9 protein-coding genes are annotated in these 13,497 nt (G+C 62.8%); 1 reads left to right on the forward strand and 8 read right to left on the reverse strand.

What is annotated here, in order from left to right; all coding sequences use genetic code 11:
• Nucleotide 1 precedes the first annotated feature (1 nt).
• From J4D28_RS19335 to yaaA, 8 genes are all read right to left on the reverse strand, one after another.
• Nucleotides 2-1,450 carry an alginate O-acetyltransferase gene (locus tag J4D28_RS19335; protein ID WP_009047088.1) on the reverse strand — a complete coding sequence of 483 codons (1,449 nt, stop codon included), beginning with the start codon at nt 1,448-1,450 and terminating at the stop codon, nt 2-4.
• Nucleotides 1,451-1,461: 11 nt separating this feature from the next.
• Nucleotides 1,462-3,066 carry a mannuronan 5-epimerase AlgG gene (gene algG, locus J4D28_RS19340; protein WP_103330520.1) on the reverse strand — a complete coding sequence of 535 codons (1,605 nt, stop codon included), beginning with the start codon at nt 3,064-3,066 and terminating at the stop codon, nt 1,462-1,464.
• 26 nt (nt 3,067-3,092) lie between these two features.
• A complete protein-coding gene (locus J4D28_RS19345) occupies nt 3,093-4,745 on the reverse strand; it encodes an alginate export family protein (RefSeq protein WP_256587539.1) in 1,653 nt (550 codons plus the stop codon).
• A complete protein-coding gene (gene algK / locus J4D28_RS19350) occupies nt 4,742-6,253 on the reverse strand; it encodes an alginate biosynthesis TPR repeat lipoprotein AlgK (protein ID WP_103330517.1) in 1,512 nt (503 codons plus the stop codon). The genes J4D28_RS19345 and algK overlap by 4 nt, the downstream gene beginning before the upstream one ends.
• Nucleotides 6,254-6,262: 9 nt before the next feature.
• On the reverse strand, nt 6,263-7,432 hold the full coding sequence (locus J4D28_RS19355; RefSeq protein ID WP_009047092.1) for an alginate biosynthesis protein Alg44: 1,170 nt from the start codon (nt 7,430-7,432) through the stop codon (nt 6,263-6,265).
• A gap of 35 nt (nt 7,433-7,467) precedes the next feature.
• The gene (alg8, locus tag J4D28_RS19360; RefSeq protein ID WP_009042274.1) at nt 7,468-8,949 is read right to left on the reverse strand and encodes a mannuronan synthase; all 1,482 of its coding nucleotides are present in this window, start codon (nt 8,947-8,949) and stop codon (nt 7,468-7,470) included.
• Nucleotides 8,950-9,158: 209 nt separating this feature from the next.
• Nucleotides 9,159-10,475: a nucleotide sugar dehydrogenase gene (locus tag J4D28_RS19365; protein WP_009047093.1), complete on the reverse strand. Its 1,317-nt coding sequence runs from the start codon at nt 10,473-10,475 to the stop codon at nt 9,159-9,161.
• An 813-nt stretch (nt 10,476-11,288) separates the two neighbouring features.
• A complete protein-coding gene (gene yaaA, locus J4D28_RS19370) occupies nt 11,289-12,068 on the reverse strand; it encodes a peroxide stress protein YaaA (RefSeq protein WP_009047094.1) in 780 nt (259 codons plus the stop codon).
• A 284-nt stretch (nt 12,069-12,352) separates the two neighbouring features.
• Here yaaA and J4D28_RS19375 point away from each other — a divergent pair, with 284 nt between their 5' ends.
• Complete coding sequence (locus J4D28_RS19375) at nt 12,353-13,477, forward strand: polysaccharide deacetylase family protein (RefSeq protein ID WP_103330515.1); 1,125 nt, start codon at nt 12,353-12,355, stop codon at nt 13,475-13,477.
• Nucleotides 13,478-13,497: the final 20 nt, after the last annotated feature.

The raw sequence follows: 13,497 nt of genomic DNA on the forward strand, positions 1-13,497 counted from the left end.
CTCATTGCCCGATTTGCGCGGTGCGTTGACCGGCGTCCGGGAATACGTTGCGTTTGCAAATTTTCGCTTCGACTTTCTGCGCCGCGGCGCCCGCTTCCGGACCCTGGACTTCGACCGCCAGCAGGTTCTGCGAGGCCCAGTCTTCGTCGGTGCGCAGTTCAAAGGCGAAACGCCCGTCGGTGTCGGATGTTTCCGGTTTTTCGATCTTGATGTCCTCGTGGCGCCCGTTCATGTACCAGAGGGTAGCTTGCAGGGTTTTCACCGAGGTGTCGGCGAAGCGGATATCGACCTGGTGGCTGCTGTTGCGCAGGTCCATGTTCTTGCTGTTGACCATCAGCTCGTTCTTGCCGGGCTTGAGGGTGGCGCTGGCGCTCATTTGCGCCGGCTTGCCTTCGCAGCCGTTGTCGAGCAGGGCCATCATCTGCCGGTAGATGGTTTCCTGGTCCAGGCGGTACAGCGGCGAGAATTCCCAGATCAGGATCTTCGGTGGCTTGGTCTGGAATTCCTCGCTGCCCAGGTACTGCAGCATGGAGCCTTCGAAGCCACCGCCGGGGAAGGCGACGTTGAGAATGTCGGCGCCGATTTCTTCCTGCAGGAAGCCGGCGAAGTTGTAGTTCTTGCCGCTGTGGCTGGTGCCCACCAGGGTGATTTCCGGGTTGCCGGAATCGCCGAACAGGTCGCCGTCGCCGGCTTCGCCCTTGGGTTCGGTGGTGAACTGGTCCATGTACTGGATCGCGTAGCTGGTGCCACACAGCTGGCCGGCCATGTTGTGCAGGGTGCCGGTCTTGCCCATGCGCCCGGACTTGTGGGTCTCGAACTCACGCTTGGGAATGTCGGCGAAGGCCGGCAGTTGCTTGACCTTCTGCGCCACGATCTTCGCCGTGCGCTGGGCGCCGTACGGGGTCCAGTGCTGGTCGCCGCGGAAGTAGAAATCGTGGGCCGGCAGGGTCTCCGGCAGTTGCTCGTTGGTCAGCGGCGACAGGTCCGGCACCACGTAGCCCATCTGGGCGAAACGGCCGAGCATGCCCTGGTAGTTTTTCAGCGCCTTGTCGTAGTCGAAGCTGGCCTTCTCCTGCGGGTTGAGCTTGTTGCGGTTCACCAGGCCACGGGTCGGCTGGTAGACCAGCACCAGCTCCACGCCCTTGCTCTTGAAGGCGTCGTGCAGCTGTTGCAGGCGGCGATAACCTTCCGGCGTGGTGTTGAACTCGGTGCGCAGGTCTTCCTGGGTGCGGAACAGCCAGTCGCCCTGGGCTTGCACCAGGGTGGTGAAGTTCTGCTGGTAGCGGGTGGTGTAGTTCTTCGCGTCGTGGGCCGCTGGGCACAGGTTGCAGCACGGCTCGGCGGTGAACTTCGGTGCCTGGGTTTCGTCGGCGCGGGCGCTGTTGCCGGCGGCGAGAATGCCCGCGGTCAATGCCGAGAGGCTCAAGAGTTTGATCAGGTGTGGGCGCATGACAGTCATCCTCAATCGCGCATTTCGGTCTGGCGTTCGACAGGGTCGATCAGCACGGCTTTCTGCTGGCGCACCAGCAGGTCAAGAATTTCGTCCTGGCGCTCGCCGAGGATCCCCGAGAAGCTGATGCCGCTGCTCTTGGTCGGGGCGAGCATGGACACGCGGTACAGCTCGACGCTCAACGGCGAGTCGATGGACATCGGGCCGCTGCCGTTGGCCGCCAGCTCGCCACCGACCACGATCAGCGACACCTGGGCGTCGAACGGGTCGAGCTTGATGTCGCGGTCGGTGTCGGAGAGGTCCTTGATGTGGCCGTAGACGCCGGTCAGGCCGTTGGCCATGGCGACGTTTTCGTACAGGCGGATGTTCACGCTGTTGCGAATGCGGATGCCGTGGCGCCGGTTGCTGATCACCTTGTTGCCCCACAGCAGGTTGTCGGCACTCTCGTAGAGGGTGATGCCGTCGGTGTGGTTGCGGTAGATCTCGTTGTCGGCGATCAGGTTGTTCACGCTGTTACGGTCGATCACCAGGCCCGAGAGCTTGTTGTCGTAGCTGCGGTTGTTGAAGATGAAGCTGTCGTTCACTTCCCGGGAAATGATGATCCCGTGCTTCTTCTTGGTCCCGTAGACGGTGTTGTCGGCGATGATCAGCCGGTGCGAACGGTCGTGGGGGTCGATGCCGTAGACGATGTTGTCCTTGTAGGTATTGCCCTTGACCACGAAGTCGCGGGTCTCGTAGCAGTAGAAGCCGTACCACATGTCCGAGAACTCCGAGCCGATGATCCAGCCGGTGGGTTCGGGGCGCTTGAGCACCTTGGCCATGTTCGGCGTGTACTGGGAAATACTCACGCCGTAGGACTTACTGTTGGCGTAGCCGAAGCTGGCCATCTTGCTGTTGACGATGTAGGTCTCGGTGCCGCCCCAGGCCAGCAGGAACGGACGGAATTCCTTGGGCGAGTTGAAGGTCGCCGGGCCGTTGTCCTTCTCGCGCCAGCCGGTGACCTTGGTGTCGCGCACGAACAGCTGGCCGTCGTTGACCAGGAACGAGCCGCCTTCCTGGGACAGGCGCAGTTCCTGGGTCTGCTGGTCGATTTCCAGGATGCCCTTGCGCCCGACCACGATCGGCAGCCGCGCCAGGTACACGCCCGGCGAGGTTTCGCTGATGTACTGCTTGGGCAGCTTCTTCGCCAACTCCTTGAGGTTGACGTAACCGTCGTCGATGAAGATTGCCTGGGGGATGCCGTGCTGGCGCACCACCCATTCGGCCATCTTGTTGTCACCGCCGATAAAGTCCTTCAGCGCATCTTCCTGCATCATGCGGCGCACGCTGATCTTGCCGGGCTTGCTGCGCACGATCTTCGCCGCTGCCGCTTCGGCGGTGTAGCCGGAGAGGTCGGGCAAGGTCGGCTTGGCCAGGTTCAGCGGCGCGGTGGGCGCGCTGCTGACGGTGTAGGTCTTGGCCTGTTGCAGCTCCTTGGCCACGGTCGGCTGCTTGCCGGGCGTGGCGGCCGGGGCCGGTTCGACGTTGGCGAAGGCGGCGCTGCTGGCCAGCAGCATGGCGCCGGCCAACAGGCTGATCGAGCCTCGCACCGCTGGGCTGTTCATCGGGCTGTTCATCTCAGGCACTCCCTTGGCGACTCGCATCAGAAGCGCCAGATCACGTCGACAAAGGCGCGGTGCATGTACGAGTCGACGTTCTTGCCATAGGCATCGCCCGGCTTGAACACACCGCCACGAAAGCGCACCAGCGCCGAAGGCTCGTCGATCGACTGGCTGAGCGCGGCCGGCAGCAGGCCTTGCTTGAAGTACTTGGTGACCACCAGGTCCACTTCCTGGCCGAGGTCTTTCTCGCCATCGCGCAGCGGCAGGGACGAGCTGGAGAGCAGGGCGCCGGTGGCGTCGTCGTAGTTGTTTTCCACGGCGTTGATACCGTTGCTGCCCACCGGCTTGTTGCCGTCCACGCGCCAGAACTTGTGGTAGATCAGGCTGGCGTCGTATTCGTCGGCGAGCATCCAGGAACCGAACAGGGTGGCGGTCTGCATGTTGTTCATTTCGCCGCGGAAGGCTTCGCCGAAGCGGTGCACCCGCGAGCGGGTCCCGGTGTAGTTCGAGCGGTTGCTTTCCAGGCCGTTCTGTTCGTAGTCGCCGCTGGCGCGGGCGTAGGCCGCGCCGACCTGCCATTTCGGGTCCAGGCGCAGGCGCACGCCGAGGTCGGTGGCCCAGCCGTCGAGGTTCTCGCCGCTCTTGGCCTGGGCCGGGCGGGTGCCGTCGGTGTTCAGCGCGTTGACCTTGTCGCGGTCGCCGCTCATGCCGGTGATGCTCGCCCAGTAGTTGACGGTGTTGGTGTTGCGCCAGTTGTAGGCGTCGCTGTTGGCTTCCAGGCCGAGCCAGGTCAGGTCGCCGTTCTGGCGCTTGTCCAGGGAGTCGGTGGCTTCGCCCGGTACCGGGTAGTCGAGCTTGCCGTCGTCGTGGCTGTGGTGGGCGCGGACGCCGGCCCAATGCCCCGGGGTCCACTGGTAGGCCACATCGCCATAGACGTGCAGGCGATCCTTGTCTTCCGGCGCCAGCTCCTTGAGGTCGGTACGGTACTCGCTGAAACGTTCGGCGATGCCGACGTTGGCGCGCAGCAGGGTGGTGTCGAAGGTCCAGTTCAGGGCTTCGATGTTGGTGTCGCGCCATTGGCCGTCGTCGTTGCGCAGGCGCTGGCGACCGAACTTCAACTGCTCGCCCGGGTAGGGGGTGAGGCCGCTGTAGCCGATCCAGAACTCGCGCATCGCCAGGTAGTTCTTCTTGCTCTTGCGGTCGCTGTTGTTGCTGCTTTCGGTGCTGGCGCCGTCGGACTGCTGCAGGGTGTCGGTCTCGATGATGTCGGTGGAGGTCACCGCCTGGCCCATGGCGTAGGCGCTCCAGTTGCCGCTTTCGCCGTACACCCAGGGGCGCAGGTCGAGGCCGACGCCGTTGACGTCGCCGCCGCCCAGGGTGCCGAGGTCACGGTCGTCTTCGGACTGGCCGGTGATCTTCACTTCCAGGCCGAAGTTCTTGCTCTCGGTGATGGCCGCGAGCGTCGGGTTGGACCAGACCAGGGCAAAACCCAGGGCCACACCCAGCTTCGACAGGCTGAACAGTTTTCCCGTAGCCGCTGCCGCAGGCTGCGATCGGCTGCGCAGCGGCCGCAAAACCTGCGCACGCGGTGCCACTGACAGATCTCGGTCGCCTGGTTGGCGAGCGCTGCGCGCTCGATCGCAGCCTGCGGCAGCGGCTACAGGATTGGCGTGGCTGGATGGAGTGAACTTCATAGGGATTCCTCACCGTCTTCTTCCTGCAGCGCGTGCAGTTCCAACGTGTTCTGGCTCAAGGCGCCACGTACGGCCTGCTCCTGTTGCAGCAGGCGTTGGGCCTCGGCGCGTTGGCCTGGCGGCAGTTGGGCTTCGAGTTGTTGCGCAAGCTCGTTGGCTTGCGGGGTGTCCTGGGTCTTGGCCAGCTGGCTGAAGACATAGGCATTGAGCGGGTCGGGCTTGGTGCCCTTGCCCTGGGAGAACAGCTGGGCAATGGCGAAATCGGCGCTGTTCTGGCCGTTGCGCGCGGCGGTCAGCAGGTGGTCCAGGGCCTTTTGCGGATAGACCTGGCCCAGGTAGCCACGGCGGTAGATCTGGCCGAGGTAGTAGTCGGCGGCGACTTCCTTGCCCTGGGCCTTCTTGAAGTGTTCTTCGGCGACCTTGGCGTCGGCCGGGACCATCTTGCCTTCGTAGTAGAGCTTGCCCAGCAGCAGTTCGGCGCGGGGCTGGTCGGCGGCGCGACCGTTGTCCAGGTACTGCATCATCTTGTCGACGTCGCCCAGTTCGGGGAAGTCGTAGAGCAGTTGCGCCAGGGTGACCCAGGAGGCCGGGTAGCCGGGAGCGATCGGCTCCAGCAGCGCCTGCGCGGTTTTCTCGTCGGTCTTGCCCAGGCTGGCGTCGCCCAGCACCCGGGCCACGCTGTCCACTCGTTGCGCGCTGATGGCGCCGCGGGCGTGCCCGGCCTGCAGCTGTTTCAGCAGCTCGGCCTGTTGTTCCGGCTGGCCGCGTTTCTGGTAGACGGTGGCCAGCTCGACGTAGCAGATATCGGTGACGTTCAGCGCCGCCTTGCAGATGGTTTCCACCTCGGCCAGGTGCTGGTCGTAGGTGCCCTGGGTGCGGTACAGCAGCACCTGGGCCAGGCCGGCTTCCGGGTAGCCGGCGCTGCGCCATTGGCTGATCTGCTGTTGGGCGTTGACCTTGGGGAAGCTCTGCGGATATTGCAGGTAGAGCATCGCCAGCGGGATCAGGGTGTTGCCTTCACCGTTGGCGAAGGCCTTTTTCAACAGGCCTTCGGCTTCGTGATGCTCGGCCTCGGTGGAGCCGGGCTTGGCCACCAGCAGGCGGCCCAGGCGTGCCTGGGCCCGCGGCGAGGTGTCGGCCGCGGCGCGGTAGGTCGCCTCGGCTTGCTTGATCTTCGCCGGGTCGCGGGTTTCCATCTGGATGTCGGCCAGGCCGACCTGGGCGTCGCTGTAGCCCAGGTCCGCCAGTTGCCGGTAGTTCTGCTCCGCAAGCACGGTGTCGCCGCGCTTCAGGGCTTCGTTGGCCAGGCGCTGGTCGGGCAGGCCGGCGCAACCGGCCAGGCTCACGGCCAGGGCCAGCGAGCACAGGGCCAGCGCGCGACGACCCTGGGATTTATCGCGAGCAAGCTCGCTCCTACAGGTGGCTGCAGCGCTCGTGTAGGAGCGAGCTTGCTCGCGAAGGATCTCGCGGCCGGCACCGATTCGAATGGAAAGGCTAGTCACAGGCATGTCCTCCGCTTAGAGACCGGCAGCCATGGCTTTGTCGATCAGCCAGTTCACGGATGGGCCGCGGTCGCTGCTGACTTCCACCGGACGGCCGGCGAAGGCGCTGCTCAGCGGGGCATCGGGCTTGATCTGCACGCGAATGTCCGAGGACAGGTCGCTGCTGTTGAGGCTGGTGCTGCTGACGATGGTGCCGGTGCGCACGTCGTCTTCGCCGGCGATCTGGAAGCTGACCTTGGTCCCCGGACGCACGTCGGCGAACTGGCGGTAGGAGAAACGCGCCTCGATGTTGGCCTGGCTGCCCCGCGGGACCAGCTGGAAGATCACGTCGCCCTTGCTGGCGTACTGGCCGTCGGCAACCATCTGCTGGGCCACGGTGCAGTCGCAGGGCGAGGTCAGGGTGCCGGTCATCTGCTTGCCGAACAGTTCCTCGACCTTGGCCGGTTGCAGCTGGTCTTCGTTCAGGTGGCCCTTGAGCACGTCGAGCATGCTGGTGCTGAAGGTCGCCAGCGGGGCGCCCTTGGCGGCCACGCCGTCGGCCTGGATCAGGCTCTGCACCGTGCCGTCACGCGGCATGGTGACGTTCATCCCCGGCGCGCTGACCAGGCCGGCCTGGGCGTGGCTGACGAAGTACATGCCGTACACCGACTTGAGGATGAAGCCGAAGGCCGCCAGGCCGACGACGAAGATCCCGGCGCTGAAGGTCACCGCGCGCAGGCGGCCCAGGGCGCTCATGCCGTGGCCGGCGTCCTTGGTCTTGCGCGCCTTGGTGAAGTTGTCGCGCTGCAGGGTGGCGAGCACGTCGCCCATGGTCACGATGTCGCCGGCCAGGTGCGAGGTGATCAGCTGGCGCAGGGTCGAGATGTCCTGGGGCTCGAGGTTCTGGAACTGGCAACCGACACGACCGCTCTGGCGATCCACGGAGCGCACCTGCAACTCCACGTCCATGGCCAGCCCGAGGTTGTCGATGACGAACTGCAGGCGACCCTTGTGCACGTCGCCGACCTTGATCGGCAGCTGCCCGCAGTTGAAGCTCAGGCCGCCGGCGGAGAGGTCGATGACCCGCGCTTCGACCGGGGTCCGGTCGGGGCCGAAGAAGCGCAGCTTGGCCGGGATTTTGACCCGGGCGTGTTGGCGTTGGGCTTCGGATTCATGCACTACGTTGACGTTCACGGCGGTGTTCATAAGGGCGATTTCCTAGTTAATTCAGGCAAGGCGGGTCAGACCATCAGCAGCAGCGCGGCGACGAAAATGCTGCCGGCGGAGAAGGTCATGGTCCGAGACGACCAGGTGTTGAACCAACGTTGAAAGCTGGCGAGGTCACGGGACAGAGCAGTCGGTTGGCGGGTCCAGGACTGTTGGTCGAGGCGGAAGAACACGTAGATCTTCACCAGGGCCCCGACGATCTGGTTGTAATAGAGGATCAAAGGGTAGGCCGGGCCGATCCTGTGCCCCGAACAGGACAGCAGCAGGGTCAGCAGCAGGCGGGTGATACCGATCCACAGCAGGTACACCAGGATGAAGGCGGTGCCGTACTTGAAGCTGGCGATCAGCGCCACGGTCAGGCCCAGCAGCGAGGTCCACATCGACACGCGCTGGTCGAACAGCACCACGCTGGTGAACAGCCCCAGGCGCTTGAGACCCAGGCCCAGGGCCCGGGAGTTCTGCCGCAGGTTGTTGCCGTACCAGCGGAACATCAGCTTGCGGCTGGCCTTGATGAAACTCTTCTCCGGCGGGTGCTCCACGGTGTTGATCGCCGCATCGGGCACGTAGAAGGTGTCGTAGCCCAGGCGCATCAGGCTGAACCAGCTGGACTTGTCGTCGCCGGTGAGGAACTTGAAGCGGCCCAGGCGCCAGTGTTGCAGCGAGTCGCTTTCCACGTCGGCGATGAAGTCCGGGTTGGTGACCACGCTGGCGCGGAACACCGACATGCGTCCGGTCATGGTCAGCACGCGCTTGGACAGGGCCATGGAGCACATGTTGATGTGGCGCTGGGCGAAGCGCAGCTTGTGCCACTCGCTCATGATGTAGCCGCCGCGCACTTCGCAGAACTCGTTGGTGGTCAGGCCGCCGACGTTGCCGAACAGCTGGAACCAGGGCACGGTCTTGCGCACCACGCCTTCGCCGAGCACGGTGTCGCCGTCGATCACCGCGACCACGGCACGGTCGTCCGGCAGGTGGCGGGAGATGGCGCGGAAACCGAAGGCCAGGCCGTCGCGCTTGCCGGTGCCGGGGATGCGCACGAAGTCGAGCTTGACGTGGGCCGGCGGGTTCATGCGGGCCCAGAGGCTTTTCACCAGCAGCTCGTCGGACATTTCCACGATCGAGCAGACCACGGTGGTAGGGAAGCCGCAGTCGATGGCTTCACGGATCACCGAGCCATAGACCTGGGCGGTGGTCAGGGCGTCGATCCGGAAACTGGTGACCATCAGGTACACGTGGGACGGATCGGCGGCCTTGCCCAGCTTGCGGACCTTGCGGCGCAGGTGCGGGTAGACCACGTAGAGAAACAGCATGCCGCGCACGAAATGCGTGGCACCCATCGAGTAGCGCCAGATACCCACGGCGCCAATCAGGAAGATGAAGTCCTTCGATTCGGAGTCGAATGTGGACGCGGGCAACGCCAGGGCGAGACCCATCAGTAAACTCAAGAAAAACAGCCAACCTGCGGCCTGGAGTAGGCCGTGCTTTAGCCTGTGCATAATCTGCATCCGTCTCGATCTCGGGCGAGCCTGTGGGGTGGCCCGATGGGGTTAAGGCAGGCAAAAAAGCCAAAGGGGCACATTCCTGTAGCCGTTGCCGGGGGCTGCGATAAACCTCCGGCAGTTGCAGGTGCGTCGCGACCCCTTCGGGCTCGATCGCACCTGCGACAGCGGCTACAGGAACGGGGAGCTGCCCCCGATACCGCTGGTTACCAGCAGATACCTTCGGTCCGGCCATTCGCGCTGGTGGCCTTGGACATGAACCCGACCAGGTCGATGACCTGCTTGCCGTGCGGCACGTCTTCGGCCAGGGCGCGGAACTTCTCGTCGCGGTTGCCGAGGATGATCACGTCGGAGTTGTCGATCACCGAGTCGAAGTCCGCGTTGAGCAGGGACGAGACGTGGGGGATCTTGGACTCGATGTAGTCCTTGTTGGCACCGTGGACACGGGCGTACTCGACGTTGCTGTCGTAGATGCTCAGGTCGAAACCTTTGCCGATCAGCATTTCCGCCAGTTCCACCAGCGGGCTTTCGCGCAGGTCGTCGGTACCGGCCTTGAAGCTCAGGCCGAGCAGGGCGACTTTGCGTTTTTCGTGGCTGGAGACGATGTCGAAGGCGTTCTGCACCTGGGACTCGTTACTGCGCATCAGCGAGTTGAGCAGCGGCGCTTCGATGTCCAGGGAACCGGCGCGGAAGGTCAGGGCGCGCACGTCCTTGGGCAGGCAGGAACCGCCGAAGGCGAAGCCTGGGCGCATGTAGTACTGGGACAGGTTGAGGGTCTTGTCCTGGCAGACCACGTCCATCACTTCACGACCGTCGACGCCGACGGCCTTGGCGATGTTGCCGATCTCGTTGGCGAAGGTCACCTTGGTGGCGTGCCACACGTTGCAGGTGTACTTGATCATCTCGGCGACGGCGATGTCCTTGCGGATGATCGGTGCGTCGAGTTCTTCGTACAGCGATTGCAGGACGTCGCCCGAAGCCTTGTCGAACTCGCCGATCACGGTCATCGGTGGGAAGTCGTAGTCCTTGATCGCGGTGCTTTCACGCAGGAACTCAGGGTTGACCGCGACGCCGAAGTCGACGCCGGCCTTCTTGCCGGAGCAGTCTTCGAGAATCGGGATCACCACGTTGGCCACGGTGCCCGGCAGTACGGTACTGCGCACCACGATGGTGTGGCGGGAGGTCTTGTCACGCAGGACAAAACCGATCTCGCGGCATACCGCCTCGATGTAGTTGAGTTCCAGGTCGCCGTTCTTCTTGCTTGGCGTGCCGACACAGATCATCGACAAGTCGGTGTCGCGAATCGCCTCGGCGAAGTTGGTGGTTCCGCGCAGACGACCGGTTTGAATACCTTGCGCCAGAAGTTCACCCAGACCCGGTTCAACGATCGGCGAACGGCCTGCGTTGATCATGTCGATCTTGTCCTTGGCAACATCGACGCCAACGACCTCATGGCCCCGTGCAGACAGGCAACCGGCACATACTGCACCGACGTAACCCAAACCAAATATGCTGATGCGCATCGCATTTACCTCTGTGTTATTCACGCCATTAGATGGCCGGAGTTAATGTTTGCCAGCTTTAATTGCGCACTCGGAAGTTCAACGAACAAGCGTTGATATATCCAGTGCAGGCAGACTAAGTTCCGAGTGTCTAAATAAGTGCACTCAAGTTGTGCGCAACTTGGCCTTGTTGTAGGGGCTGCCCTTAAATGTCGCCGTCCTTCCTGCTGGAAGGCAGCTCCGAGGTTGGCGATAATCCTGATTTATAGGCGCAGGCCCATGATAATCAGGTAGTTACACGCTCCCGGAAGCGTTTTAAGGCGGGCTATGCCATGGCCTTGTAGGGGATAGTAATGGTGCATTATCTCCTGTGTATTGACCCTGAGTTCGAGTCCTTGAGCAGTAGGTCAGGACAATATGACAACTTCGCTACTGTCGTTGGATCCCATGTAAGTCATCTCCTACAAACTCGTCGAGAATCGTTACCGGTGGTATGAGCGGTGGTTCAGGACATAGTTCCAGACCGCTGATCCTGTTTTCTGAAATTTCTTGAAATATTGCAAAAGATGGCACTGCTTTCATATTGATAGCACTTACCATTTCAGCCTTTAGTTATGGGGAGTTAAAGCGCGGGGATATTTTTATGCCACTACCGATAAAAAAATTGCGTGCCACTACTGAAAAAAATGACCTCTGTCGAGTGAAACAAAAGTTATAAATTCAGAAGAAAATATTTTGGCGCCAATTGTTTGGCGTTTTGGCGGGGGTCAAAGAGGAAAGTGACCGCTCGTCGACGCACTCGTTTGCGCGAAACCAGTGCGTCGACCGGGTGCGTTATTCCGGTGCGTGATCGCGCAGGAAAACCAGATTGTCGGGTTTCGACTGTTCGGCGCTGTAGCGATAACCCTGGACATCGAACTGCTTGAGTGCCGCCGGGTCGTTGATGCGTTCTTCTATGACGAAGCGGCTCATCATGCCCCGGGCTTTCTTGGCGTAGAAGCTGATGATCTTGTACTGGCCGTTCTTCAGGTCCTTGAACTCGGTATTGATGATCCGGGCGTTCAGGGCCGTGCGCTTGACCGCCGAGAAGTACTCGTTGGACGCCAGGTTGAGCAGCAGGTCGTCGCCCTGTTCGGCCAGGGCCTCATTGAGCCATTCGCTGATGCGCGTGCCCCAGAAGGCGTACAGGTCCTTGCCGCGGGCGTTGGCCAGCTTGGTACCCATTTCCAGGCGGTAAGGCTGCATCAGGTCCAGCGGGCGCAGCAGGCCGTACAGGCCGGAGAGCATGCGCAAATGCTGCTGGGCGTAGTCGAAATCGGCTTCGCTCAAGGTTTCGGCATTCAGGCCGGTGTACACGTCGCCCTTGAACGCCAGCAGCGCCTGCTTGGCGTTGGCCGGGGTGAAGGCCGGGGTCCAGCTGCCGAAACGCGCGGCGTTGAGGCCGCCGATCTTGTCGGAGACGTGCATCAGTTCGCTGATTTGCGCCGGGCTCAGTTCGCGCAATTGCAGGATCAGTTCCTGGGAGTGATCGAGGTACTGCGGCTGGGTGAAGCGTTGAGTGACGGGCGGGGTCTCGAAATCGAGGGTCTTGGCGGGTGAAATCACCATCAGCATGAAGTCGTCTCCTGTAAGCGTCGGGGGATTCTAGGGGCTTGGGCGATTTGACTCCACCTATGAAGGCAATAGGGGAGGCCGGTCGTCCGTTGTCTGCTGCTTTCTGTAGGAGCGAGCTTGCTCGCGATGAATCGGAGAGCAGCGCAAGGTATCAGGCGATATGCGTCATCGTTGACGAGCATCGCGAGCAAGCTCGCTCCTACAGAGGGGATGGGGATTCGAATAGGGTCGGGGTTGTGGCATCGGCTATAGTGCCGCGCGGGTTTTGTTATGGAGACATCCCTTTGCGCAGCGCGTTTTTTCTTTCGATCTGGCTGTTGAGCTTCGGCGCCCTGGCGGCCCCGAGCGAGGTGGCGACCCTGGATCGCAGCACCTGGCCGGAACAGCTCAGCAACCCGACCCTGTTCGACGTGGCGTCGCGGGCGGAAATCCTCACCTTTGCCCGCGCCCTGCTGGTCAGCGAGGCCTGGGATGAAGGCTCGTTGAAGCAGCGCCTGGGCCTGCGGATCATCAACATGGCGTCGATCGATGCCGTTCGCCAGCGGCTCTGGCAGCAATTGCTGGCCAACTACAACTTCGCCCAGCAGAGCTGCGACCAGGACGCCTCCTTCTGTTTCCTGGTGGAAGACCTGGACACCCTGCGCGAGCAGGCCGGCAAGTTCCAGTTGGGCGATGACTCTTATTACGCTCGCTGGGCCGAGCCGAGCCGGGCCTTCCATGAGCAGTACCTGGACGAATTGCTGCGCAAGGCCGCGCTGTTTCCCCAGACCGCCAGCGAGATTGAGCGTTTTGGCGACTACGAGCGCAACGGCGACGAACTCAATGACCGACTGTTTTTGCTGACCTTCGACAGCGCCGCCAATCTCGCCCCGGACAACACCCCCTGGCTGGCTGAATACCTGCGCAAGTCGAACATGAACGGCACCTTCTTCGTACTCGGCAGCGAGCTGCAGAGCCGCCTGGAACAACGTTCGGTGGCCAGCCTGCAGGCCCTGTATGCGCAGCAGTGCGTGGGCGTCCAGGGCTGGGAGTATCGCTCCCACAGCCACTGGCAGGACTGGCAGGACTCGATCGAGCGCAGCGTCGAGCTGGTCAAGGGCAAGCTGCCGGAAAACTATGTGCCGCTGTTCCGCCCGCCCTACGGTCAGCGCCGAGCCGACGCGCAGGCCTTCTTTAATGCCCAGGGTTTGCAGGTGGCGCTGTGGGACATCGATCCGCAGGACGGCGCCGGCAAGCTCAAGGGCGAGCAGAGCGGCCAGCGGGTACTGACCCTGATGCTGTTGTGGCGGCACGGGGTGATCAATTTCAACGCCCGGCAGGACGCGGTGAAGACGGCATTGCCCTGGTTGCTGACGCAGACGGCGCAGAGCGGAATCGGTTGGGAGGATTGTCAGGACGCGTTTCGCTAGAAACGACGAAAGGCCTGTAT

The sequence above is a fragment of the Pseudomonas sp. GW531-T4 genome (genome assembly GCF_017349615.1).
Taxonomy (GTDB): domain Bacteria; phylum Pseudomonadota; class Gammaproteobacteria; order Pseudomonadales; family Pseudomonadaceae; genus Aquipseudomonas; species Aquipseudomonas chlororaphis_I.

Excerpts from the sequence above, each read along its gene's own strand:
- J4D28_RS19335 (WP_009047088.1), bottom strand. The coding sequence starts at position 1,450 with ATGCGCCCACACCTGATCAAACTCTTGAGCCTCTCGGCATTGACCGCG.
- algG (WP_103330520.1), bottom strand. The coding sequence starts at position 3,066 with ATGAACAGCCCGATGAACAGCCCAGCGGTGCGAGGCTCGATCAGCCTG.
- J4D28_RS19345 (WP_256587539.1), bottom strand. The coding sequence starts at position 4,745 with ATGAAGTTCACTCCATCCAGCCACGCCAATCCTGTAGCCGCTGCCGCA.
- algK (WP_103330517.1), bottom strand. The coding sequence starts at position 6,253 with ATGCCTGTGACTAGCCTTTCCATTCGAATCGGTGCCGGCCGCGAGATC.
- J4D28_RS19355 (WP_009047092.1), bottom strand. The coding sequence starts at position 7,432 with ATGAACACCGCCGTGAACGTCAACGTAGTGCATGAATCCGAAGCCCAA.
- alg8 (WP_009042274.1), bottom strand. The coding sequence starts at position 8,949 with ATGCACAGGCTAAAGCACGGCCTACTCCAGGCCGCAGGTTGGCTGTTT.
- J4D28_RS19365 (WP_009047093.1), bottom strand. The coding sequence starts at position 10,475 with ATGCGCATCAGCATATTTGGTTTGGGTTACGTCGGTGCAGTATGTGCC.
- yaaA (WP_009047094.1), bottom strand. The coding sequence starts at position 12,068 with ATGCTGATGGTGATTTCACCCGCCAAGACCCTCGATTTCGAGACCCCG.